At 65.4% G+C, this 22,813-nt stretch carries 21 protein-coding genes; 13 read left to right on the top strand and 8 right to left on the bottom strand.

Annotated features, from left to right (window positions below):
• Positions 1–38 precede the first annotated feature (38 nt).
• Positions 39–851, top strand: coding sequence for an alpha/beta fold hydrolase (locus tag AC1DCF_RS09345; RefSeq protein ID WP_477210766.1), 813 nt, complete (start codon positions 39–41; stop codon positions 849–851).
• On the opposite strand, the gene AC1DCF_RS09340 is transcribed toward AC1DCF_RS09345, so the two are convergent.
• Both AC1DCF_RS09340 and AC1DCF_RS09335 read right to left on the bottom strand, forming a co-directional pair.
• Positions 848–1,324, bottom strand: a complete 477-nt coding sequence (locus AC1DCF_RS09340) for an SRPBCC family protein (protein ID WP_477210765.1) — start codon at positions 1,322–1,324, stop codon at positions 848–850. The two genes, AC1DCF_RS09345 and AC1DCF_RS09340, sit on opposite strands and share 4 nt — an antisense overlap.
• A 37-nt stretch (positions 1,325–1,361) precedes the next feature.
• Positions 1,362–2,234 carry an SDR family oxidoreductase gene (locus AC1DCF_RS09335; RefSeq protein WP_477210764.1) on the bottom strand — a complete coding sequence of 291 codons (873 nt, stop codon included), beginning with the start codon at positions 2,232–2,234 and terminating at the stop codon, positions 1,362–1,364.
• 116 nt (positions 2,235–2,350) lie between these two features.
• Between AC1DCF_RS09335 and AC1DCF_RS09330 the strand changes: the two genes are divergently transcribed.
• Positions 2,351–3,049 carry a pyridoxine/pyridoxamine 5'-phosphate oxidase gene (locus AC1DCF_RS09330; RefSeq protein WP_477210763.1) on the top strand — a complete coding sequence of 233 codons (699 nt, stop codon included), beginning with the start codon at positions 2,351–2,353 and terminating at the stop codon, positions 3,047–3,049.
• A gap of 191 nt (positions 3,050–3,240) precedes the next feature.
• Here the strand turns inward: AC1DCF_RS09330 and AC1DCF_RS09325 are convergent, their stop codons facing one another.
• Entirely contained in the window at positions 3,241–4,278 is a 1,038-nt protein-coding gene (locus AC1DCF_RS09325; protein ID WP_441791733.1) for an App1 family protein, read from the bottom strand.
• 227 nt (positions 4,279–4,505) lie between these two features.
• Here AC1DCF_RS09325 and AC1DCF_RS09320 point away from each other — a divergent pair, with 227 nt between their 5' ends.
• The 5 genes from AC1DCF_RS09320 (at position 4,506) to AC1DCF_RS09300 (ending at position 8,545) form a co-directional block, all read left to right on the top strand.
• Positions 4,506–5,156, top strand: coding sequence for a TetR/AcrR family transcriptional regulator (locus tag AC1DCF_RS09320; protein ID WP_477210762.1), 651 nt, complete (start codon positions 4,506–4,508; stop codon positions 5,154–5,156).
• Positions 5,157–5,257: 101 nt separating this feature from the next.
• Complete coding sequence (locus AC1DCF_RS09315) at positions 5,258–6,136, top strand: ABC transporter ATP-binding protein (RefSeq protein WP_477210918.1); 879 nt, start codon at positions 5,258–5,260, stop codon at positions 6,134–6,136.
• Entirely contained in the window at positions 6,133–6,882 is a 750-nt protein-coding gene (locus AC1DCF_RS09310; RefSeq protein ID WP_441791721.1) for an ABC transporter permease, read from the top strand. The genes AC1DCF_RS09315 and AC1DCF_RS09310 overlap by 4 nt, the downstream gene beginning before the upstream one ends.
• Positions 6,879–7,619 (top strand): ABC transporter permease, encoded by a 741-nt coding sequence (locus AC1DCF_RS09305; RefSeq protein WP_441791720.1) that lies wholly within the window; start codon positions 6,879–6,881, stop codon positions 7,617–7,619. The genes AC1DCF_RS09310 and AC1DCF_RS09305 overlap by 4 nt, the downstream gene beginning before the upstream one ends.
• Positions 7,619–8,545: an ABC transporter substrate-binding protein gene (locus AC1DCF_RS09300; RefSeq protein WP_477210761.1), complete on the top strand. Its 927-nt coding sequence runs from the start codon at positions 7,619–7,621 to the stop codon at positions 8,543–8,545. Before AC1DCF_RS09305 ends, AC1DCF_RS09300 begins: the two co-directional genes overlap by 1 nt.
• Before the next feature lie 175 nt (positions 8,546–8,720).
• On the opposite strand, the gene AC1DCF_RS09295 is transcribed toward AC1DCF_RS09300, so the two are convergent.
• A complete protein-coding gene (locus AC1DCF_RS09295) occupies positions 8,721–9,686 on the bottom strand; it encodes a M56 family metallopeptidase (protein ID WP_477210760.1) in 966 nt (321 codons plus the stop codon).
• Positions 9,687–9,748: 62 nt separating this feature from the next.
• Complete coding sequence (locus AC1DCF_RS09290) at positions 9,749–10,144, bottom strand: BlaI/MecI/CopY family transcriptional regulator (protein ID WP_477210759.1); 396 nt, start codon at positions 10,142–10,144, stop codon at positions 9,749–9,751.
• A 108-nt stretch (positions 10,145–10,252) separates the two neighbouring features.
• On the opposite strand from AC1DCF_RS09290, the gene AC1DCF_RS09285 reads away from it, so the two are divergent.
• Genes AC1DCF_RS09285 through cydC form a run of 4 tightly spaced genes read left to right on the top strand, consistent with a single transcriptional unit; the run spans position 10,253 to position 16,097 of the window.
• Positions 10,253–11,665, top strand: a complete 1,413-nt coding sequence (locus tag AC1DCF_RS09285; RefSeq protein WP_477210758.1) for a cytochrome ubiquinol oxidase subunit I — start codon at positions 10,253–10,255, stop codon at positions 11,663–11,665.
• Between the two features lie 9 nt (positions 11,666–11,674).
• Positions 11,675–12,679 carry a cytochrome d ubiquinol oxidase subunit II gene (cydB, locus tag AC1DCF_RS09280; protein ID WP_477210757.1) on the top strand — a complete coding sequence of 335 codons (1,005 nt, stop codon included), beginning with the start codon at positions 11,675–11,677 and terminating at the stop codon, positions 12,677–12,679.
• A gap of 3 nt (positions 12,680–12,682) precedes the next feature.
• On the top strand, positions 12,683–14,341 hold the full coding sequence (gene cydD / locus AC1DCF_RS09275; protein ID WP_477210756.1) for a thiol reductant ABC exporter subunit CydD: 1,659 nt from the start codon (positions 12,683–12,685) through the stop codon (positions 14,339–14,341).
• Positions 14,334–16,097: a thiol reductant ABC exporter subunit CydC gene (cydC, locus tag AC1DCF_RS09270; RefSeq protein ID WP_477210755.1), complete on the top strand. Its 1,764-nt coding sequence runs from the start codon at positions 14,334–14,336 to the stop codon at positions 16,095–16,097. The genes cydD and cydC overlap by 8 nt, the downstream gene beginning before the upstream one ends.
• A gap of 109 nt (positions 16,098–16,206) precedes the next feature.
• Here the strand turns inward: cydC and AC1DCF_RS09265 are convergent, their stop codons facing one another.
• From AC1DCF_RS09265 to AC1DCF_RS09255, 3 genes are read right to left on the bottom strand one after another with little or no spacing between them, the layout of a single operon-like run.
• Positions 16,207–16,950 (bottom strand): DedA family protein, encoded by a 744-nt coding sequence (locus AC1DCF_RS09265; RefSeq protein ID WP_477210754.1) that lies wholly within the window; start codon positions 16,948–16,950, stop codon positions 16,207–16,209.
• Between the two features lie 55 nt (positions 16,951–17,005).
• A complete protein-coding gene (locus AC1DCF_RS09260; RefSeq protein ID WP_477210753.1) occupies positions 17,006–17,404 on the bottom strand; it encodes a PPOX class F420-dependent oxidoreductase in 399 nt (132 codons plus the stop codon).
• 41 nt (positions 17,405–17,445) lie between these two features.
• Positions 17,446–18,240, bottom strand: coding sequence for an SDR family oxidoreductase (locus AC1DCF_RS09255; protein ID WP_477210752.1), 795 nt, complete (start codon positions 18,238–18,240; stop codon positions 17,446–17,448).
• 101 nt (positions 18,241–18,341) lie between these two features.
• Here AC1DCF_RS09255 and pabB point away from each other — a divergent pair, with 101 nt between their 5' ends.
• Both pabB and leuS read left to right on the top strand, forming a co-directional pair.
• Entirely contained in the window at positions 18,342–19,817 is a 1,476-nt protein-coding gene (pabB, locus tag AC1DCF_RS09250; RefSeq protein WP_477210751.1) for an aminodeoxychorismate synthase component I, read from the top strand.
• A gap of 80 nt (positions 19,818–19,897) precedes the next feature.
• A complete protein-coding gene (gene leuS / locus AC1DCF_RS09245) occupies positions 19,898–22,477 on the top strand; it encodes a leucine--tRNA ligase (protein WP_477210750.1) in 2,580 nt (859 codons plus the stop codon).
• Positions 22,478–22,813: the final 336 nt, after the last annotated feature.

Genomic DNA, 22,813 nt, shown 5'->3' with positions numbered 1-22,813 from the left:
GGGGTGTTGTGGAGGACATCCACCGCTAATCTGACGGCATGCCCATGGAAAACCGAGAGTTGAGATTAGGCGACATCACCATCGCCTACCGCGACTCCGGCGGCAACGGGAACCCGGTCGTTGTGCTCCATGGGCTCGCGGGAAGTTCAGCCGAATTCATCGCTACGGCAGAGGCGCTGCCCGAGTATCGGGTGTTGCTTGTCGACCAACGCGGGCACGGGCAGAGCACGCGCGTCCCCGCGGACCTTTCGCGTGAAGCATTCGTTGCCGACATCGTGAACCTTATCGAGCGGAGAGTTGGATCACCGGTGGCGCTGGTCGGACAGTCGATGGGTGCTCATACGGCGATGCTCGTGGCAGCAGCTCGCCCTGATCTAATCAAACGGCTCGTTCTCCTCGAAGTCGGTGCCGTCGGCGGAAACGTTGACGCGAACGCAGCGATAGGCGACTATTTCCGATCCTGGCCGGCTCCTTTCGCCGATCGACAAGCCGCGTTGGCTTTTTTCGGTGACGGGCCGCTTGAGCGGGCGTGGGCTACGGATCTTGAGGAGCGCCCTGACGGACTGTGGCCGAGATATGACCCAGACGTCCTGGTCGAAACGATGAATGCCGTGGCGACGCCGCGCTGGGACGAATGGCGGAGCGTAACCGCGCCCACCCTCGTCGTGTATGCCGAGAACGGAATGTTCAGCTCTGACCAGAAGGCCGACTTCGTGGCGGGAAACGTGAACGCACAGCGCGTGGATCTCGATGCCGCGTCGCATGATGCTCACCTGGATGCGCAGCAGGAATGGATTCGGGCACTTCGGGCGTTTCTCCGCTCACCGGTTGAGAGCGGAGCCGCGGGTTAGTTCTGGCTCGAGTCCCGATGCATCCGAGTCGCTGCAACGATCAGGAACTGGTTGCGTTGCTCGATGAGGCGGCGTAGGTAGCGCGCGAGGACGAGCTTCTCTGCGAGGCGGCCGAGTACGCCGAATGGTGCGCTGAACGCGACGTGATCGAACATCGCGGTGCGCCCGTCGTGCTCGACGAAGGTGTGCTCGTGCCGGAATGAACGAAACGGTCCGCGCAGCTGTTCGTCGACGAACGAGTGCGGCACGTCCATCCGACTGATCCGACTCGTCATCCGGAACGGAATCCCGAAGTGTCGTGCGCGCCAGGTGACCTGTTCGCCCTGACCGATCAGACCACTCGTCACTCCAGCGATCGCTCGTTCGTTCGAGTGCGCCATCGAGTCGATGTGCAGGTCAATGCTTCGGGCGAGATCGAAGGACTCCTGCATCGAAGTGGCGAGCTCGGTGCGGCATTCGAAGATCACGGTCATGGTCGAAGTCTGGCAGGTCGGTGAAACGAGGTCGTCGTCATTCCGACTGGTCCAGACCGACCAGCTCCGCGCTCACCTTCCAGAGCCGGGCGGCATCCGCCTGGTTGTAGCTGCGTGGTGACGACCTGGCCTGATTGCCGTTGGCGAAGAAGCGGCCAGTAGTCTCCGCGAGTTCGGGGGAGGACGCGAGCAAGATCGACGTTGCTGCTCCCCGGGCCGGGCTCTTCATGAACGGGCGAGCGAGCGGCACAAACAGCCGCTGGATCGGCGCGGGGTCGTCGGCCCCGAAGCCGGTGTTCACGACGCCGGGATGCAAGGCGTTGACCGTCACCGACGTGCCCTCCAATCTCCTCGCCAACTCATAGGTGAACAGAACATTGGCGAGTTTCGACTGGTTGTAAGCCCGGGAGCCGGAATACGAGCGCTCACCCTGGAGATCGCCGAAATCGATCCGGCCGAGTGCCTGCGCATTCGACGACACTGTGACGATGCGGGACGGAGCGCTCTGCGTAAGCCGGTCACGCAGCAGATTGGTCAACAAGAACGGAGCGAGGTGGTTGAGCGCGAAGGTGTGCTCAAGGCCGTCGACGGTGACGTGCCGGGTGTTCCAGTAACCGCCGACGTTGTTGATGAGCACGTCGAGGCGGGGCAGCTGTTCGAGCACTTCCTCCGCGAGCCTCCGCACCTCCGCTTGGGACGAGAGATCGGCGACGAATGCGTGGACCTCACCGCCACCTACCCGTTCAATCTCCCGCCGCGTGTCGTCGGTGCGTGCCCGGTCTCGCCCGGTGATCGCGACGTGGGCGCCCCTTTCGGCGAGGCCGAGAGCGGTGGCGCGTCCGATGCCCCCGGTTGCCCCGGTGATGAGCACGATCCGGTCGGTCATCGAGCGATCAGCATTCTGATTCATCGCTGCTCCTTCGTTACCGTCGTGAGCGCGCCGACGCTCGAACACGCTGACGCCTTCAGCGTAGAACCAGTCTGGCCCCGCCGTCAGGCCGCGCCGATTTTCGCTACGCTCCTGGGATGACGCCCGAATCCTCGCCGGCCGCCGCGCCGCCAGCCGATCAGGCTGACTCCCTGCGGCAGTGGCTCCGCAGCTTGTCCATGTTTCCCGCCGCGCTACCGCCGCTCGACGTCGCCACGCTTCCGACCACGCCGAACGAGCTCTTTCTCCGTTGGCTGGGCGAAGTCGTCGCGGCCGGTCAACCCGCCGCCCGGGTGATGACGCTGGCCACTCGGGGCGACGACGACATGCCGGCCGCGCGCAATGTCTTGCTGACCACCCTCGACGAGCACGGCTGGCAGTTTGCCACGCACGCGTCGAGCCCGAAGGGGCGGGCCCTCGCGGCGCATCCGTTCGCGGCGGCCACCTTCTTCTGGCCGGCGCTTGGCCGCCAGGTGCGTCTCACCGGCCCGGTTCTTCGTCTCTCAGCGGATGCCGCTGCGCGCGACTTTCGTGAGCGGTCCGAGACCGCGCGGGCATCGATTCTGGTTGGACACCAGAGTGAGGTGCTCGCCGCTCCGGATGCCTACCAGGGCGCCTTCGATCGTGCGCGGAATGCTCTGCACGACGACCCGGCCCTCGTCGATGCTGAGTGGGCCGTCTACGCACTCGCGCCCGAGCGAGTCGAGTTCTGGCAGGGCTCAACCACGGGCCCGCAAACCCGCGTGCTCTATCAGCGTGCGGGCGCCTCGTGGGCGATCTCGACGCTGTATCCCTAGCCGTTCCGTTGCGACTTCCCGCTCCGAAGGAGCGGCCCCAACAATCTCGGCGCGGGCTATCCCCGCGGGCGCGCGTTCTACCCAGCGCCCACGGGGATACACCGCGCCAGAATTCGCAGAGAACAGCTCGGCGGCAGAAGACGGCGCCAGAAGACCGCGCCAGTAGACGGCGCCAGAAAACGCGAGGCTGGTTAGAGCAGGCCGCGCTCGGCGAGCTGATTGGCGAGACTCGAGCCATCCGGGCCGTAGAACCAGGGGGCGTCCGGCGTGCCGTGCATAGCGTCCTTCGAACGGCCACCGGCCAGAACGGCCTGGCTGGGGGACAGCTGACGGATGGCCACCGCGGCCACGTTGTCCGGAAACTCCCGCTGGAATTCGCTGTAGATCGCCTCGTCGTGTTGTCCGTCGTCGCCGACCAGAATCCAGCGCATCTGCGGGAACTCGCCGGCCAAACGGCGCAGGTTGTCGCGCTTGTGCTCGCGGCCGCTGCGGAACCAGCGGTCGTGGGTCGGTCCCCAATCGGTGAGCAGCAGCGCGCCGGCCGGGTACAGATTGCGGGAGAGGAACCGGGTGAGAGTGGGCGCGACGTTCCAGGCGCCGGTCGACAGGTAGATCACGGGCGCCCCGGGCGCCCCGACGGCCAATCGGTCGAGCAGCACGGCCATGCCGGGCGTGGGAACCCGGGCGTGCTCGTCGAGAACAAAGGTGTTCCAGGCCGCAAGAAGCGGCCGGGGGAGCGTGGTCACCATGACCGTGTCGTCGACATCCGAAATGATGCCGGTGGTCACAGTCGGGGCCACGATGAAAACCGGAGATTCGACCGGGGCGGCAGACCCGGGGGTGTGCAGCAGCGCCGTGTGCCACCCCGGAGTGAGCGCGACCGAAACCACCGCGTCGACGACGCCGCCGCGGTCGGCTTGAACCTGGTGTACCGTGCCGTCGATTTCAATGGTCACCAAGGCGTCCTGCACGGGAACGCTGGTGAAACTGCGCCAGCCGCGCAATCCGGCGTCGCGACGCTCGGCTCGCCGACGCAGAAAACTGCGGGTCGGTTCCTTGCGTTTGGGCTGTGCGGGCTTGGTCAGCAGAACACGGCACAGGATGCGTGCCCAGTCGGTTGAACCATAGCCGGTGTACGGGATGACCGTCGGTCGGTGGCCGCGTCGGCGTGCGAACCGATCGCGCACATTGTGCAACGCATCCTCGAAGCGGGCCGCGCCATGCATCATGGTTGCCGGAGCCGTCGCGTTCGATCGTTCGGCGGGAGAATGTTGCACTCACTCAGTCTGGCACGCCCGGCTGGAGATCGGCCGGTGGCAGCGGGGCGACACACGATCGGCGATGTGCAAGTGACGTCGTCGGCTCCTTTAGGATTGAGGTCACTAGTGCAGGAGGATCCGTGGCGTTTGGCGACATGTTCAGTGTGGGATCTGGAGCTGCGAATCAACAGATTCGCGTGGAGCCCATTCAGCAGCGGAGTGCAGCGCGATTGTCGGCACTGCTCGACGCCGCGGCAGAAGTTGTAGATGAGATCGGTTTCGACCGCATCACGACGGCAATGGTCGCCGAGCGTGCCGGCGCCTCGATCGGCACGGTCTACCGTTATTACCCTGACCGCGTCGCTGTTCTGAACGCGCTGCGCGACCGGGCCGATCAGCGGTTCCGTGAGCGGGTCATCCTTGAGCTGGATATCAGCGAACCGGAGACCTGGTGGGACGCCCTCGACTGTGCCATCACGGCCTATGTAGGTCTGCACCGTTCCGAGCCGGGCTTCCGCATCATGAGCTTCGTCGATCGTGAGCGCGCCTCCTTCGGCGAGGACGTCGACGGCGGCTTCTTCGCCACCCGGTTGGCCCGCGTGCTGGCGGAGGAGTTCGGCCTGCCCGGCGGGCCCGACCTCATCTTCCGCCTCGAAGTCGCACTGGAGATGGCCGACGGGATCATCACCCGTGCCTTCTACTCCGATCCGCAAGGGGACGAACGGTTCATCGACGAGAGTCGCCGCGTCGTGCACGACTACCTGGTCGGCTACTACGGGCCGAGCGCTTCGCTCAGCGCCCCGCAGTCCTCCCGGCCCGCAAATCCACTCGCGCTTCTCGCAGACTGATCCCAACTCGTTCCAATCTTTTTTGCCTCTGGCCCCGAAGAATGGTTGTGTTGATACCTGGCACGTGTTGATCCGACTCCATTCGAGGAATGAGCCACCCCATGATCGAGTTTTGTGCAGTCACAAAACAGTTTCCTGACGGCACCGTCGCCGTCAACGATTTCAGCCTGGTCATTCCTTCGCGAAAGACCACCGTGCTGGTGGGCTCCTCCGGTTCCGGTAAGACGACGCTCCTGCGCATGATCAACCGCATGGTCGACCCGACGGCCGGCATGGTGAAGATCGACGACACCGACATCAGCACCCTTCCGCCGGTGAAGCTACGGCGTAGCATCGGCTACGTCATGCAGAACTCCGGTTTGCTGCCGCACCGCACGGTCATCGACAATGTGGCAACGGTTCCCCTCTTGCGCGGGGTGCCCAAAAAGAAAGCGCGTCAGGATGCGCTGAGCCTGCTGGACACGGTCGGCTTGCCCCGGTCGCTGGCCGACCGCTATCCCAGCCAGTTGTCTGGCGGACAGCAACAGCGCGTCGGAGTGGCGCGCGGGCTCGCGGTCGACCCGAACATCCTGCTGATGGACGAGCCGTTCGGCGCCGTCGATCCGATTGTGCGCCGCGAGCTGCAGCAGGAACTCGTGCGGTTGCAGCAGCAACTCGACAAGACCGTGGTCTTCGTGACCCACGACATCGAGGAAGCTTTTCTGCTCGGTGACCAAGTCGTCATCCTGCAGCAGGGCGGTTTCATCGCCCAGGTCGGCTCGCCGAAACAGATCCTGAGCGCCCCCGCGAACGACTTCGTCGCGAGCTTCATCGGAGCAGAGCGCGGCAAGCGCGCACTTCACGTCGAGAGTCATGGCGGCAGTGACGTGCTCGTCGACAGCGAAGGACGCGTAGCCGGCGTTCTTGTCGGCAACAGCAGGCCCGTCGCAGCAGCCCCGACGCCCGGCGGGGAGAGAGAGGCGCAGGGAGAAGTCCGGTGACTTGGATCTGGTCCAACCTCGATCTGCTCGGCGAGCTCACACTCGTCCACCTGTCGCTGTGCCTTCCCGCCATCGTGCTCAGCTTCGTGATCTCGCTCCCACTCGGCTGGTTGGCCAACCGCTACCGGCTCAGCCGCGGACTGCTTCTGACTCTCTGCGGACTGCTCTACGCCATCCCCTCGTTTCCGCTGCTCGTCGCCCTTCCGGCCGTCGTCGGCGTCGAGGTTCGTTCGCCGGCCAACCTGATCATCGCCCTCACTCTCTATGGAGTGGCCTTGATGGTGCGGGTGGTGGCGGATGGCCTCGCCGCGGTCGACGCCGACGTTCGGCAATCTGCCGTCGCCGTCGGATTCTCGGCCTGGAGCGCGTTCTGGAAGGTGGAACTTCCGCTGGCCGGACCGGTGCTGGTGGCGGGCATCCGCGTGGTGACGGTCAGCACGGTCAGCCTGGCCACCGTCGGCGCGATTATTGGAATCCAAAGCCTCGGTAGCTTGTTCACCGACGGATTCCAGCGCAGCATCCAACCGGAGATCATCGCCGGAATCGTGTTGACGGTGGCCGTCGCCCTCGTACTTGACGCTCTCGTCGTCGGGATCGGTCGCCTCATGATGCCGTGGACACGGCGTCAGAAGAAGATGAGCAACGGATCGAACGGGGCGAGCGGTGTCGTGAACGGTTCGCCGAACGAAACAGCGCACAGTGGTCAGGGTGGACCGACTGCCGTGGAGCCGGCGGTGACGGCATGAACTATTTCGCCGAAGCGCTCGCTTGGCTGACGGATCCGGTCAACTATGTCGGACCGAACGGCATCCCGACCCGGCTGGCCCAGCACATTCTGTTCACCGTTGTCACCGTCGTGATCGCCGCGGTGATCGCTATTCCTCTTGGATTCCTCGTCGGGCATACCGGGCGAGGCCGCGGGCTCGCGGTGTCGTTCTCGGGCGGGATCCGAGCGATTCCGACGCTCGGCTTGCTCACACTCGTCGCACTGTGGGTGGGAATCGGGTTGGAGGCGCCCTATGTGGCGCTGGCCGTTCTGGCGATCCCGCCGATCCTTGCCGGTGCCTACAGCAGTTTCGAGGCGGTCGACCGGCGCACGATTGACGCGGCTCGTGCCGTCGGGATGAGCGAGCTGCAGATTGTGCGAAAGGTCGAGATCCCGCTGGGCCTTCCCCTCTTGATCGGCGGCATCCGCTCAGCCACACTGCAGGTGGTCGCGACAGCGACGTTGGCCGCCTATGTCGCAAATTTTGGCCTGGGGCGTCCGATCCTCGAAGGTGTGAAGACACAGAACTATGCAGAAATGCTCGGTGGGTCGATTATTGTCATCCTGTTGGCGTTGGCCTTCGAAGGTGTGTTGGCCCTGACCCAACGGCTTGTTGTTCCACGCGGCGTCGTAGCTGGACGCCCCCGCGATGTCCGCTCGCGACCGACCCGGTCGCCGGCGGTGATGGGAACTCCCATCGAGGAAGGGAAGAACTGATGTTCACAGCACGTAAAGGCCGGCTGGCGCTTGTAGGCGCCGTCGCGGTCGGGGCCATGATCGCCCTGTCAGGGTGTTCAACCGGTAATCCTCTGGGCAGCGGGGACACGGGTTCGGCGAACTCCGAGACCCTCGTGGTCGGTTCGCAGGACTACTACTCCAACGAAATCATCGCCGAGATCTACGCGCAGGCGCTCGAGGCCAAAGGATTTACCGTGCAGCGCGATTTCCGGATCGGGCAGCGTGAGGTCTACTTGCCCGAGATCGAGGCCGGCAAGATCGACGTCTTCCCTGAGTACACGGGTGACCTGTTGCAGGCACTCGACAAGAATGCGGTCAGCGCATCGAGCGAAGATGTCTACACCGCCTTGACGAAGGCGCTGCCCACCGACCTGCGTGCCCTGGATCAGGCCGCGGCCAGTGATGCAAACACGTGGACGGTCACCAAGGCCTTTGCCGAGAAGTACAACCTCACCGACATCGCTTCTCTCACCAATGTCACGGAGCCCATCATCGTCGGCGGCAACTCTGAACTGGAGACACGGCCATACGGTCCCACCGCCCTCAAAGAGAAGTACGGCGTTGTGACCGCGGGATTCACCCCCGTCGAAGACGGCGGCGGACCGCTCACGGTGAAGGCACTGGAAGACAACAGCATCCAGCTGACCAACATCTACACGGCCAGCCCGGCGTGGGCAGACGGCAAGCTCTTCGCGCTGGCCGACCCCGACCACCTGTTCTTCCCGTCGAATGTCGTGCCGATCGTCTCGAAGAAGGTCGACGACAAGGCAGCTGCGGTACTCGACAAGGTCAGTGCTGCGCTCACCGAGGACGACCTCGTCGCGCTGAACGCCGAGAGCGTCAATGAGCAGAAGTCAGCGGATGTCATCGCGGCGGCCTGGTTGAAGCAGGCTGGAATTCTGTAGAAACACCCTTCGGTGGTTGAGGAGCGAGCGCCAGCGAGCGTCTCGAAACCTCGCGGGCCGATCTCTGAACGTTGGTTGCGTTTGAAGATTGGCCGGCGGAGGTCACTTCGACAGGCTCAGTACATCGCTCGAGAGGCGGGCTCGCTGGCGCTCGCACGCTCCTCGACCAGCGGAACTAGCTCAGCAACAGCAGCATCGCCGTCGGCACCGCCAACAGCAGGACGGCGCCGGCGAACACGGCCACGCGGGCCGCGACCGGCAACGGCGGGTACTGACCGGTCAGCCGTCGCACCCGGGGGAGCACCATGTCGAAGGGGTGGTCCGGCTCCGCGGCGGCTGCGGTCTCCGCGTGCGCGGTCTCGGTGAAGGACTCCACTGTCGGATCGAATCGACCGGCTGTTCCAACGAGCGCAATGGCGCGGGCCAGGGTGATGTCGTCGACGACGTGACGCGCTTGGTCATCGGCGAGCATCTCGACGAGCAACGCGACGGCGTTCTCCGAACGGTTCGCGATGGGGAACCACGGAAGGGCGCTGTGCCAGGACTTGAAGGCCAGCAGAACCATGTGGTGTTGCTGCGAGAGGTGCGCCTTCTCGTGGGCGATGACCCCGCGCAGTTCATCGGGCTGCAGCAGCTTGAGCATCCCGGCCGACAGTACCGTGATCGAGCGGGTGGCGCCGGGCAGACAATAGGCCACGGGGGCCGCATGTTCGATCACGCGGGTGCCCGGCCGATCGGGCAACGGCTCACTCAGCAGTTGCACCAGTTGGTGGTGTCGGCGGCGCTGGCGCTCGGTGCGCACGAATGTCGCAACCAGATTCAGGATGAGATGGGTTCCGAGCAGAATCGCACCGGTGAGTGCGATCAAATGGTCGAACCCGGTCTGTGCCGGCAGCGTGCCGTTCAGCAGATGAGTTGCCAATGACGTGAGAGCGCTCGGAAGCGTGTCGCCGAACGGGATGAGCCCCCAGGTGAGCAGAGCCCCGATCATCGACAGCCCGCCGGCCAGTGCGATCGCCTGCCAGAGTGCGAGTGCGGTGCCCGGCGCCCGATTCGGCCAGGTTGCCTTGGCGAGCAGGATCGGAACCGGCCAGGCCAGGGCGACAGTGAGAAACGCGAGAGCGAAGGCAGCGAAAAGCACGTCGGTGTGGGCTGTCGCGGGTGTGGGGGAGTCGGACTATCGGCGGGGTCGGGCCATTGGCCTTAGCGGGCGCCGGCCGGTGAAGTGACCGTGCCGCTCCCGAGCAGCTGACGCAGCGTATCGGCTTCTTGCGGACTCACGTTGCCGATGAAACGGGCCAGCGCGGCCTCGCGGTCGCCGCCGGAACCGAGAACCTCGTGCATGAGTTCGGCCGTGTGCTCTGCCCGCGACGTGACCGCGTGATAGAGGTGCGGGCGGCTCTCGCGATCGCGCGTGACGAAGCCCTTGTTTTCGAGGCGGGAGAGTACCGTGAGCACTGTCGTCGTGGCGAGTTCTCGAGAAGCGGGTGTGGTTCGGTGGTCGGCAAGCCGATCGCGAAGTTCATTCGCAGATAGTGCCTGATTGGTGTCCCACAAGACATCCATCAGCGATCGTTCCAACTCACCCAAACTTGCCATGGCATTAGTTTATCTGCATTTCGATTTGCTTTCTACGCAACGTAGAAGAGTATTGTTCTACTTGTTGTAGAAGTTGCCCAGAATGGCAATCAACTGAGTGGAGAAAACATGAATGAGTGGCTGGACCCGTTACTCCTCTCGAGGTGGCAATTCGGGTTGACAACCGTCTACCACTTCCTCTTCGTTCCACTCACTATCGGGCTCTCACTCACCGTCGCCCTGTTCCAGACGGCGTGGGTGCGCACCGACAAGGTCAAGTACCTGCAGCTCACGCACTTCTTCGGCAAGATCTTCTTGATCAACTTCGCCATGGGCGTCGTCACCGGCATCGTGCAGGAGTTCCAGTTCGGGATGAACTGGTCTGACTACTCGCGGTTCGTCGGCGATGTCTTCGGCGCCCCGCTCGCCTTCGAGGGCATCGTGGCGTTCTTCCTGGAAGCCACCTTCATCGGCCTCTGGATCTTCGGCTGGGACAAACTGCCGCGCAAACTGCACCTGGCCACGATCTGGCTGGTCGTCATCGGAAGCACGGCATCCGCCTACTTCATCATCGCGGCCAATGCATTCATGCAGAACCCGGTGGCGTTCCAGATCAATGAGGCGAAGGGGCGGGCCGAACTCACCAGCATCGGCGAGCTGCTCAGCAACCCGATCGCTCTCGCTGCGTTCCCTCACACGATTTTCGCCTGTTTCATGGTCTCGGCCGGCTTGATCATCTCGGTCGCGGCCTGGCACCTGTACCGCAACCAGCACCTCGACACCATGCGCCCGGCACTCAAACTCGGCCTGTGGATGATGGTCATCGCCGGCATCGGAACCACGCTGATGGGCGACCAGCTCAGCCTGGCCATGGTCGACGCTCAGCCGATGAAGATGGCAGCGGCCGAGGCGCTCTATCACACGGCGAGCGGGGCGAACGCATCCTTCTCGATCTTCACGCTCGGCACGCCAGACGGTGTGCACGAACTGTTCTCGATTCGGATTCCGTACCTGCTCTCGTTGCTGTCGACCCACACGTTCGACGGCACGGTTGAGGGCATCAACAACTTGCAAGAGCAGTACGTGCAGCTCTACGGCCCCGGCGACTACACCCCGATCATCTGGGTCACCTATTGGTCGTTCCGCTGGATGATCGCGCTCGGCATTCTGCACATCCTCGTCGCTGTCGTCGGCCTGTGGCTGACCCGCAAGGGGCGGATGCCGAAGAACAAGTGGGTCTGGAAGGCCGCGATCTGGAGCTTCCCGCTGTCGCTCGCCGCGATGATCGTCGGCTGGGTCTTCACCGAGATGGGCCGGCAACCGTGGCTGGTGTTCGGGCTGTTGAAGACCGAAGACGGAGTCTCACCCGGAGTGAGCGGCGTCGAAGTGCTGATCTCGCTGATCGCCTTCACCCTGATCTACGGCGCCCTCGCGGTCGTCGAGTTCAAACTCATCATCAAGGCGGTGAAGAAGGGGCCGGACGACGCCCCGACTCCGCACCCCGAATCCGGGGAAATCGCCCCCCGCGTCACCGTTTACTAGGAGCTGATGATGGATCTCAACTACCTCTGGTTCTGGATTATCGCCGCGCTGTTCATCGGCTACTTCGTGCTCGACGGCTTCGACTTCGGTGTCGGAATGTCGCTGCCGTTCCTCGGAAAAGACGACACCGATCGCCGGGTGCTGATCAACACGATCGGCCCGGTCTGGGACCTCAACGAAACCTGGCTGATCGTGGCCGGCGCCGCGCTGTTCGCCTCATTCCCGGAGTGGTACGCGACGATGTTCAGCGGCTTCTACCTGCCGCTGCTGATCATTCTGCTGGCGCTGATCGCCCGCGGGGTCTCGTTCGAGTACCGGCACCAGCGCCCCGAAAGCCGCTGGAAGGCCTGGTTCGACGGCATGATCATCGTCGGCTCCGCGGTGCCTGCGCTGCTCTGGGGCGTTGCCTTCGCCAACGTGGTGCGCGGGGTTCCGCTCGATGAGGGGTACAACTACATCGGCTCGTTCTTCGATCTGCTGAACCCGTACGCGCTACTCGGTGGCCTCACCACCCTGCTGCTCTTCTTCACGCACGGAGTCGTCTTCGTGGCGTTGAAGACCGAGGGCGACATCCGGGTGCGTGCCCGCAGCCTGGCCATCCGGGCAGGGGTCGTCACGATTCTGGTCGCGGCGTCCTTCCTGGTCTGGACGACGTTCGCGTATGGCACCGTCGCATCCGCTCTTCTGGCTCTCGGCGCAGCGCTGACTCTGGTGGCCTCGTTCGTGGCCAACGTGCGGGGCAAGGAAGGCTGGGCGTTCGGCCTGATGGCCGCAACGATTGCACTGGCCGTGCTGACCCTGTTCGCCTCGCTGTTTCCCGATGTCATGCCGGCCAGCAACAACCCGGCGAACAGCCTGACCATCGAGAATGCCTCGTCGACGCCGTACACTCTGAGCGTGATGAGCTGGACGGCGCTCATCGCGGCCCCGGTCATCTTCCTCTACCAGGGCTGGACATACTGGATCTTCCGCAAGCGCGTCAGCCGCGCACACATCGAACAGGCAGCCCACTAAGACATGCGCCCCCTCGACCCCCGACTCCTGCGCTACGCCACAGCGGCACGCTGGTTTCTCGCCGGCACCGCCGTGGTCAGCCTGGTGCAGACCTTCGCGGTCATCGCCTTCGCCTGGCTGCTCAGCCAAGCGATCACCGGAGCAGTCGAGGGGCGCCCGCTGTCCGAATTGGCGGGCGGGATCGGGGCGCTGGCCGCCGTGGTCGTGCTGCGCGCGGTGCTGATCTGGCTGCAGGAGCTCTTGGCCCAGCGTGCGTCAGCAGTCGTGAAGACCCAGTTGCGTTCGCAGGTGCTGGATGCCGTGGCGCGGCGCGGGCCGGACTGGCTGGCCGGGCGTCAGAGCGCTCAGGTGTCGACGGTCGTCACCACCGGTCTCGACGCGCTCGACAACTACTTCTCCCGCTACCTGCCGCAGCTACTGCTGACCGCGATCGCAACGCCGATCCTGGTGCTCGTGATGCTCGTGCAGGATGTGCCGAGCGGGATCACGGTGATCATCGCGTTGCCGCTCATCCCGATTTTCATGATTCTGATCGGCCTGGCGACCCGCGGTGTGCAGAAGTCTCAGTGGGAGTCACTGCAGCACCTGTCGAACGGTTTTCTCGACCTGGTCGGGGGCCTCGGAACCCTGAAGATCTTCGGCCGGGACAACCGCCAGACCACACGGCTGCGTGCGATCACCGAGGACTACCGTCAGCGCACGATGGCAGTGTTGAAGGTCTCGTTCCTCAGCGGCTTCGTGCTTGAGCTGGCCGCGAGCCTCTCGGTCGCCCTGGTTGCGGTGGGAGTCGGGCTGCGTTTGGTCGACGGTTCTCTGCTGCTCGGGGTGGGTTTGTTCGTGCTGCTCCTCGCCCCGGAAGCGTTCTTGCCGGTGCGACAGGTCGGCGCCCAGTTCCACGCGGCCGCCGACGGTCTCGCAGCTGCCGAGGAAGTGTTCGCAATTCTGGACGAAGATGAAGGACGAGGTGTCGAACGGGCTGCCCGGTCCGACGCGGCTCCGGCCGGTCTGCCGTTCGGTCGGTCGACGGATGCCACGCTCTGCTTCGACGACGTCACGATCGTGCGGGGAGACTCGCCGGTGATCGACCGATTCACCGCCGAGTTCCGTGCGGGCGAGTTCAGCGTGATCACCGGTCCGAGCGGGGTCGGAAAGTCCACCCTGATCGCGGCGTTGCAGGGATTCATCGACTATGACGGCATGATCACCCTGGACGACGCGCTGCTCCAGCCGAGTTCCTCGCGCGGATGGCTGGCCTGGTCGGGGCAACGGCCCGGATTGTTCGCCGGGACGATTGCCGAGAATGTGACACTGGGGGAGGCATCCGTCGATGTCGGCCTGCTGCGCCGCGCGCTCGCCGATGCCGGCGCGGCCGAGCTCGACCCGGAGACGATGCTGGCGGTCGCCGGCGACGGCCTCTCGGGCGGGCAGGCGCAACGCGTGAGCGTGGCGCGTGCCTTCTACCGGGCGCGGGCCGAGGACTGCGCCGTCGTGGTGCTCGACGAGCCGAGCTCGGCGCTGGATGCTGCTGCTGAGGCGGCGCTCATCCACGGGGTGAAGGCGCTCGCCGCCGAGGGGCGTATCGTGATCGTGATCAGCCACCGGCCGGCCGTCTGCGCCGCCGCCGACGCGATCGTCAGGGTTCAGGAGTCCGCTCATGTCTGAGGCGACTCTGACTGCCACAGCGTCGAATGCTGATGCGGCTTCCACCGAGCTGAAGGCCGAGGCCCGGTCGGTGTTGCGGATGGCGCAGCCGCGACCGCGCTGGTTCCTGCCCGGTCTGTTGGCCGGTGTGGGCAGCGCTCTGTCGGCGGTGGCGCTGCTCGCCTGCTCGGCCTGGCTGATCACGCGGGCGGCCGAACATCCGCCGATCATGTTTCTGTCGATGGCCATTGTCGGGGTGCGTGCGTTCGCGCTCAGCCGCTCGGCGTTTCGCTATCTCGAGCGAGTGGTCAGCCACGACGGCGCGTTCCGCCAGCTCGCCGCGCTCCGTGTCGGCGTGTTTCGCCGGTTGGTGCCGCTCGCGCCGGCCGGTTTGTCGGGCACCGGGCGCGGTGACCTGCTGACGCGACTCGTTCGGGATGTCGACGACCTGCAGGATTTGCCGCTGCGGGTCGTGCAGCCGCTGCTGACCTCACTGATCGTTGCGGTGCTGAGTGTCGTGGGAGTCTGGCTGATTCTTCCGGCGGCCGGAATCGCCCTGGCGGCCTGCCTGATTGTTGGAGGGCTGCTCGGAACCGTGCTGTCGGGGGCTGTCGCCGCGTCGTCAGAACGGGCCATCGCCCCGCTCCGCGGCCGGCTGACCAATGACGTGCTCGAAGTGGTCGAGAACCTCGACGTGCTGCGCTCCTTCGACGCACTCGACGGGCGCCTGGCCACGATCGCCGAGCTTGACGCCCGGCTGCGTCGCGCGACGCTCCGCCGCGCGCTGGGCTCTGGCCTCCAAGCCTCCATCACCTCTCTCGTCGCCGGGGCGGCCACTGTCGCTGCCCTCGTGCTCGGAATCCCGGCTCTCGGTTTGCCCGGTTCCGGGGGCGCACTCGGTGAGTTGAACGGACCGGCACTGGCCGTGATCGTGCTTGTTCCGATGGCCGTGTTCGAGGTGTTCGCCGCGATTCCGGCCGCCCTCGGGGTGTGGCGTCAGGTGCGCGCGAGCGCCGAACGAGTCGCCGGTGTGGCACCGGCCGTGGTGCCGGTCGAGATTCCTGTTGAGAATCCGCTTGAGTTCTCGGCTGCGGCGGAGAACTCCGAAACACCTGTGCCGTTTCGCCCGGTGCTTGAGGTGGCTGACCTCGCGGTGCGCTGGCCGGGGCAGTCGGCTCCCGCGGTTTCGGGCGTGTCATTCCGCCTGCAGCCGGGCGACCGGATGCTGCTGGCCGGGCCGAGCGGTACCGGAAAGACCAGCATCGCCCACGCGCTCGTGCGCTTCCTCGACTACACCGGTTCGTATCGGATCGACGGCGTCGAGGCCAGTGAACTGCCACAGCACGAGGTTCGACGCGTGGTCGGTCTGTGCGAACAGCGCCCGTGGCTCTTCGACGAGAGCATCCGTCAGAATCTGCTCTTCGCCCGCGACACGGCCACCGACGACGAGCTCCTGGCGGTACTCGACCGGGTCGGACTCGCCGAGTGGACGGCCGAGCGCGGGGGGCTCGACGCCCAGGTCGGGCAGCGCGGCGCCCTCGTCTCGGGCGGGCAGGCGCAGCGGATCGCCGTTGCGCGGGCACTGCTCGCCGATTTCCCGGTGCTGATCCTCGACGAACCCACGGCGAACGTCGACGTGCATCAGGCCGACCGGCTGGTGCGGGACATCCTGCAAGCCGCCGGTGCCGAACGGGTTGTGCTGCTGATCTCGCACACGCCGGTGCCCACCGAGCTCATCACGGCGCGACTCGACCTCGCCTCACGGGCCGACTTCTGAGCGGGGCGCGGTGTATCCCGGCGGGCGCGCGCTCTACCCCGCGCCGCGGGGAATACACCGCGCCAGAGCGCTGTGCCCGCCACCTGCGGCGACTCACCCCGGGCTGAAGCTAGACGAAGGGGGGATCGTCGTTGTCGCCGGTGTCCGATGCAGTAGAGCCGGACTCGGTAGAGGCGGAGGCAACTGAGCCGGAGACGGCCGCCCCAGACTCCGCCAGACGCGTCATGTGCCGCGCCTCGCGCCGGTGAAGCCATTTCTTGACGAGGTAGACCAGCACGATGAATGCGGCGATGATGCCCACGAAGATGTAGCCGGCGAAGTGCAGGCGACCCGACAGTTCACGGTAGCTTCCGGCTGCGGCCGCACCGACACTGACATAGGCGAACGACCAGATCAGACAGGCCGGCACCGTCCAGGCCATAAATGTGCGATAGCGCATCGTGCTCATACCGACGGTGAGCGGAATGAGTGAGTGGAGCACCGGCAGGAAGCGTGACAGAAACACCGCGATCCCGCCGCGCCGTTTCAAATAGTCCTCGGCTTGCATCCAATTCTTCTCGCCAAGCCGGCGACCGAAGGTGCTCCGCCTGATCCTCGGCCCGAAATAGCGGCCGAGCGCGAACCCGATGCTCTCACCGATCAGTGCGCCGGCGATCACCGCGAAAACGAGTGCGAAGTACTCGACCGGTGTCTTCACCCCGGTTGCGGCGACGAGCACGATGGTGTCACCCGGCACCACGAGACCGATCAGGACCGATGTCTCCAAGAGGATGCCGACGAAGGCGATGAGCGTGCGAACGACCGGGTCAACACTTGACACCGTGTCGAGGATCCAGCCGAGAATGTCGTTCACCCCAGACAGCCTAGGCGGTGCGCGCGTGCGGCGAGGCAGCGCCGGATGGTGGAGTTCAGGCGGGCGTGATCCGCAGCAGCACGCGGTCCTTGTTGCCGGCCTTGCCCAGCCGTTCGATGAACATGAAGATGCGGTACTCGAGGCCGTATTTTGCGCCGAAGACAGTGGTGAGGAGAGCCCGACTTGCGTCGTCGTCGGCGATCGTCGCAACGCCGACGGTGCAGACGGCATCCGCTTCGACCTTTCCGCTGCGGCCGCACGGTCGCATCTCGACACGGTCGCTGTTGCGGAGGCGCTTGACCTTTCCGCTCATTTTCGGAGTCGTCACGATCAAGTCATTGCCGTCTCTGGCAATCCACACGGCGGTCGAAACGGGCTCGCCGCTCTTTCGAAATGTGGTCATGGAGATGAAGCGCTTGTCGGCGAGGGTTGAGAAATCAGCGGTAGTAGGCACCAGCACAGAATAGACGAGCGGGCGGTGCGAACCGAGTGAAATCACGCTGAGTGACCCACTCGCTCGGCCAGGAAGTCTTCCCAGGTGCGGCGGCCAATCGCCTGATCGGGTGCCAAATTAGCGCCGGCGCGAATCGCACGCGCGGCGGAGCCGGGCATGCGGAGCGGCACCAGAACACGGTGCCGATGTGCGGCTGACAGATAGTCACGGAGCAGATCAGCCACAGGGTAGATGCGCGGTCCGCCGAGATCGGGCACCCGGCCGGCCGGCTCGCCGAGCGCGAGATCGACCAATCGGGCCGCGACCTCGCCGGAGTCGACCGGCTGAAACCGGAACCCGGTCGGCGACGGCATCGCCGGTAACTTGACCAGTTGTTTGGCCACGAGAACCAGCAGGTCGTAGAACTGGGTGGCACGCAGTGTCGTGAAGGGGAGGCCCGACTGGGCAATCACCCGCTCGGCGGCCAGTTTCGAGCCGAAATACCCGAACATGGCGCGGTCGGCCTTGCTGCGGAGCGGGATGCGACCGGCGCCGACGACGGAGATGAAGACGACATGAGGTCGGCCGTCGAGGGAGGCGGCGCGCACGAGGTTTTGTGCTTTCAGACCATCGCCGGAGGGACCCCCGGCACAGTGAATGATGATTTCGACCCCCTGCACCGCGCTGTCGATTCCCACGCCGGTCGACAGATCTCCGACGAAATACTCGACGCCGGCCCGAGGCGGCTGCGGGCTTCGGCTGAGAACTCGCATCTCGTGTCCGGTTTTCTGCAGAAGCTCAACGACCTGGCGGCCCAGGGTGCCGGTTCCGCCGGTGACGAGAATGGGTGAGGTCATCGTGTCTCCCTTCCGCTGCCCATCATGTCTCGCGATGCCGCCCAGCGACAGGGGGTCTTCATGCGCCGAGTGCGTGCCGGGTCACGCCGTAGGCTGGGACTGTGTCTGCGACGGTCCGAGCTTTTCCCCTGGCGCACTGGTGGGAACCCGCGCACGTCTTTCAGACCCTCTACGGCGCGAGTAGCCACGCCTTCTGGCTCGATGCCGGAGCCGACGCGGAGAGCGGCTTCAGCTATCTCGGAGCCGCGACCGAGCGGTCACGTTTTGTGACGGCATCCTTGTCTGAGGCAACGGTGACCGTGACGCTGCCGGCGGGCTCCGCCGCTCTGCCCTCCGCCGCCCCTCAGATTTCGCGGCAGACAATTTTCGACTACCTCGGTGACGACCTCGGTCACGATCTCGGTGACGACTTCGTCGGTGTCGACGGAGTGACGTACTCGGCCGACGAGGACACCCGGGTGGGTGCGAACACCGGCGGATTCCGCCTGGGGTGGGTGGGCTGGCTGGGCTACGAGTTAGGCGCCCAGACGGTCGGGGCGCCGACCCATGTGTCGCGGTACCCGGATGCCGCGCTGCTGCACGTGGATCGCGCACTCATGTTCGACCACGGTGCCCGGCAGGTCAGCGTTCTGGCCCTCACCGAGGGTGGTGCGGATGCCGCGGCACTCGAACGATGGACGTCGGAACTCGAATCGCGGCTCACGAACACACCCCCCGGTGCGTCGCCCCGCGCTGCCGCGGTGCCGCCGATCGGTGCCAGCTGGCGGCACACCGAGCACGAGTACGCCGACCTTATTCGTCGTTGCCAGCAGTCGATCACCGCCGGCGACGCCTACCAAATCTGTCTCACCAATGAGATCGCGCTCGACCTGCGACCCGATCCGCTCGACACCTACCTGGCGCTTCGCTCCGGGAGTCCCAGCCATCACGGGGGACTGCTGCGATTCGGTGATATCGCGCTGCTGAGCGCCTCACCCGAACAGTTCCTGACGGTGACGCCTGACCGCCGCATCGTGACCAAACCGATCAAGGGCACCCGCCCACGCGGTGCCGACGCGGTCGAAGACGCTCAGCTGCACGATGAGCTCCTGGCCAGCGACAAGGAGCGCGCCGAGAACCTCATGATCGTTGATCTCATGCGCAACGACCTCGGTCGCATCGCGAAACTCGGCACGGTCTCGGTGTCCCATCTGCTGGCCGTCGAAAGCTACGCGCACGTGCATCAGCTCGTCAGCACCGTCGAGGCGCAGCTGGCCGACGGCGTTACCGTCACGGATGCCGTCGCCGCCTGTTTCCCGGCCGGCTCCATGACGGGTGCGCCCAAGCGAAGCGCCATGACGATTCTCGACGGGCTGGAAGGCGGACCGCGGGGAATCTACGCCGGAGCGTTCGGCTATTTCGGCCTCGACGGCTCAGTCGACCTGGCCATGGTCATCCGCAGCATCGTCCTGGATGCCGACGGCGCCACAATCGGCACGGGAGGCGGAATCACCGCGCTGTCCGATCCCCTCGAGGAGATCGAGGAGACCCGGGTCAAAGCGGCTGCCCTGCTGGCCGCGCTGGGCGTTCGCGTTTAGTACCCTAGAAGCTTGGACGTCGCTCACAGGAGCTCGTCTGTCTGAGCGAACGCTCCCTCACTGCATTGAATGAGAGTCACGTGGCACACGAGCACGACAACACACAGAACTGGGCCGAGGCCGAGGGCGACATCTACGACTTCGCCGCGATTCAGGCGAAGTGGCAGCCGATCTGGGACGAGCTCGCGCCGTTCGAGACGGATGACCCCGACGACAGCCGTCCGCGCAAGTACGTGCTCGACATGTTCCCCTACCCGTCGGGCGACCTGCACATGGGTCACGCCGAGGTGTACGCGCTCGGCGACATCGTGGCCCGCTATTGGCGCCACCAGGGCTTCAACGTACTGCACCCGATCGGCTGGGACTCCTTCGGCCTGCCCGCCGAGAACGCCGCCATCAAGCGCGGAATCGACCCGCGCGGCTGGACCTACGACAACATCGCGCAGCAGAAGAAGAGCATGAAGCTCTACGCGGCATCCTTCGACTGGTCGCGTGAGATTCACACCAGCGACCCCGAGTACTACAAGTGGAACCAGTGGCTGTTCCTGCAGATGTACAAGAAGGGCCTCGCCTACCGCAAGGACAGCTGGGTCAACTGGGACCCGGTCGACCAGACGGTTCTGGCCAACGAGCAGGTTCTGGCCGACGGCACGAGCGAGCGCAGCGGCGCCGTGGTCGTCAAGAAGAAGCTCACCCAGTGGTACTTCAAGATCACCGATTACGCCGACCGCCTGCTCGACGACCTCAACCAGCTCGAGGGCGCCTGGCCGTCGAAGGTGCTGCAGATGCAGCGCAACTGGATCGGCCGTTCGATCGGTGCGGATGTCGATTTCACGATCGAAGGACGCGAAGCGCCGGTCACCGTCTTCACGACGCGCCCCGACACGCTGTTCGGCGCGACCTTCATGGTCGTCGCCCCCGACGCCGACCTCGCCTCGGAGCTCGTCGCGGATGCCGCCCCCGAGTTGCAGGCTGCGTTCAAGGAATACCTGGTCAAGGTACAGAACAGCACCGAGATTGAGCGTCAGGCCACCGACCGTGAGAAGACCGGTGTGTTCCTCGGTCGCTACGCGATCAACCCGGTCAACGGCGAACGCCTGCCGATCTGGGCCGCTGACTACGTGCTCGCCGACTACGGCCACGGCGCCGTGATGGCCGTGCCCGCCCACGACCAGCGCGACCTCGACTTCGCCCGCGCCTTCGACCTGCCGGTGCGCGTCGTCGTCGACACCCTCGCCCCGGTCACCGGCACGATCCCCGTGGTCACCGAGTCCATGCTCGACGGAAGCGAAGAGCTGCCGCAGCTGGACCCCGCCGAGACGGGCATCGCGTTGGCTGGCGAAGGCCGCCTGATCAACTCGGGTGCCCTGAGCGGCATGAGCAAGAACACCGCTGTCGCGGCGATGATCGAGAAGCTCACTGCCGACGGCACCGGTCGTGCCGCCAAGAATTACCGCCTGCGCGACTGGCTGATCAGCCGCCAGCGGTATTGGGGCACCCCCATCCCGATCATCCACGGCGAAGACGGCACCGAGATTCCGGTTCCCGAAGACCAGCTGCCCGTGCTGCTGCCGCCGACCGAGGGCCTCGACCTTAAGCCCAAGGGAACCTCGCCGCTCGGCGGGGCGACCGACTGGGTCAACGTGCCGAACCCGATCGACGGCACCCCCGCCAAGCGCGACGCCGACACGATGGACACCTTCGTCGACAGCTCTTGGTACTTCCTGCGCTTCCTCAACCCGAACGACGACACGAAGGCGTTCGACCCGAAGGAAGCCGACAAGTGGGCGCCGGTCGACCAGTACGTCGGTGGCGTCGAACACGCCATCCTGCACCTGCTCTACGCCCGCTTCATCACCAAGGTGCTGCACGACCTCGGCTACCTCAACTTCACCGAGCCGTTCAGCGCGCTGCTGAACCAGGGCATGGTCATCCTCGACGGCGCCAAAATGTCGAAGAGCAAGGGCAACCTGGTCTACTTCACCGAGGAGATCGAGCGTCACGGTGTCGACGCGGTGCGCCTGACGATGGCGTTCGCCGGCCCGCCGGAAGACGACATCGACTGGGCCGACGTGTCGCCGGTCGGTTCATCGAAGTTCCTCGCCCGTGCCTGGCGCATGGCCAAGGACGTCACGAGCGCGCCCGACGTCGACTGGTCGACCGGTGACGTGGCCCTCCGCCGCGTGACCCACCGCTTCCTGGCCGACGCACCGGGCCTCACCGAGTCATTCAAGTTCAACGTGGTCGTCGCCCGTCTGATGGAGCTCGTCAACGCGACTCGCAAGGTGATCGACTCCGGTGCGGGTGCTGCGGATGCCGCGGTGCGCGAAGCCGCAGAGGTCACGGCCATGGCCCTGAACCTGTTCGCCCCGTACACGGCCGAAGACATGTGGGAGCGCCTCGGCTACGAGCCGTGTGTCGCCCTCGTGCAGTGGCGCAAGGCCGACCCGACCCTGCTCGTGACGGAATCGGTGACGGCTGTCGTGCAGGTCGACGGCAAGGTGCGCGACCGTCTCGAGATCTCGCCGAAGATCGATGCCGACGACCTCGAGAAGCTGGCTCGCGAGTCGGAGGCCGTCGTTCGGGCCATCGGTGATCGTGAGATCGTCAAGGTCATCGTGCGGGCGCCGCGTCTGGTGAGCTTCGTCACGAAGCCGTAGCTTCTTCGAGCTTTTCGCTCTCTGCACGAGCCGACATCCTCACCGGATGTCGGCTCGTGTTCGTTAAGCAGTCTCGTTGATCGAGGAGCGCCCGACGTGTTTCGAGACGCGGCCTCCTGCGTCGGCTGCTCCTCAACAACCGACGGACGCATCTCGAGATCTCGCGAGTCAATTTCCGGACGTGTGTGGCATCACCTCGGTTCCAGCGTTCTGGCGTGGGGAATCCCGCTGGGCGTGCGCCATCTCGCACGCCCACGGGGATGTCGCACGCCTGCGTGGAAGCCTGCCCTTTCGGTGGTCGAGCTTGTCGAGACCGCGCGAGCCGACCTCTTCACC

This window comes from Leifsonia sp. 10L418 (genome assembly GCF_056395445.1).
The sequence above is the reverse complement of the archived record's forward strand: the minus strand, read 5'-3'. Positions and strand labels throughout refer to the sequence as shown.

What these genes read in the sequence shown, in the direction of transcription:
- AC1DCF_RS09345 (WP_477210766.1), top strand. Translation starts at nt 39, where the DNA reads ATGCCCATGGAAAACCGAGAGTTGAGATTAGGCGACATCACCATCGCC.
- AC1DCF_RS09340 (WP_477210765.1), bottom strand. Translation starts at nt 1,324, where the DNA reads ATGACCGTGATCTTCGAATGCCGCACCGAGCTCGCCACTTCGATGCAG.
- AC1DCF_RS09335 (WP_477210764.1), bottom strand. Translation starts at nt 2,234, where the DNA reads ATGAATCAGAATGCTGATCGCTCGATGACCGACCGGATCGTGCTCATC.
- AC1DCF_RS09330 (WP_477210763.1), top strand. Translation starts at nt 2,351, where the DNA reads ATGACGCCCGAATCCTCGCCGGCCGCCGCGCCGCCAGCCGATCAGGCT.
- AC1DCF_RS09325 (WP_441791733.1), bottom strand. Translation starts at nt 4,278, where the DNA reads ATGATGCATGGCGCGGCCCGCTTCGAGGATGCGTTGCACAATGTGCGC.
- AC1DCF_RS09315 (WP_477210918.1), top strand. Translation starts at nt 5,258, where the DNA reads ATGATCGAGTTTTGTGCAGTCACAAAACAGTTTCCTGACGGCACCGTC.
- AC1DCF_RS09305 (WP_441791720.1), top strand. Translation starts at nt 6,879, where the DNA reads ATGAACTATTTCGCCGAAGCGCTCGCTTGGCTGACGGATCCGGTCAAC.
- AC1DCF_RS09300 (WP_477210761.1), top strand. Translation starts at nt 7,619, where the DNA reads ATGTTCACAGCACGTAAAGGCCGGCTGGCGCTTGTAGGCGCCGTCGCG.
- AC1DCF_RS09290 (WP_477210759.1), bottom strand. Translation starts at nt 10,144, where the DNA reads ATGGCAAGTTTGGGTGAGTTGGAACGATCGCTGATGGATGTCTTGTGG.
- AC1DCF_RS09285 (WP_477210758.1), top strand. Translation starts at nt 10,253, where the DNA reads ATGAATGAGTGGCTGGACCCGTTACTCCTCTCGAGGTGGCAATTCGGG.
- cydB (WP_477210757.1), top strand. Translation starts at nt 11,675, where the DNA reads ATGGATCTCAACTACCTCTGGTTCTGGATTATCGCCGCGCTGTTCATC.
- cydD (WP_477210756.1), top strand. Translation starts at nt 12,683, where the DNA reads ATGCGCCCCCTCGACCCCCGACTCCTGCGCTACGCCACAGCGGCACGC.
- cydC (WP_477210755.1), top strand. Translation starts at nt 14,334, where the DNA reads ATGTCTGAGGCGACTCTGACTGCCACAGCGTCGAATGCTGATGCGGCT.
- AC1DCF_RS09255 (WP_477210752.1), bottom strand. Translation starts at nt 18,240, where the DNA reads ATGACCTCACCCATTCTCGTCACCGGCGGAACCGGCACCCTGGGCCGC.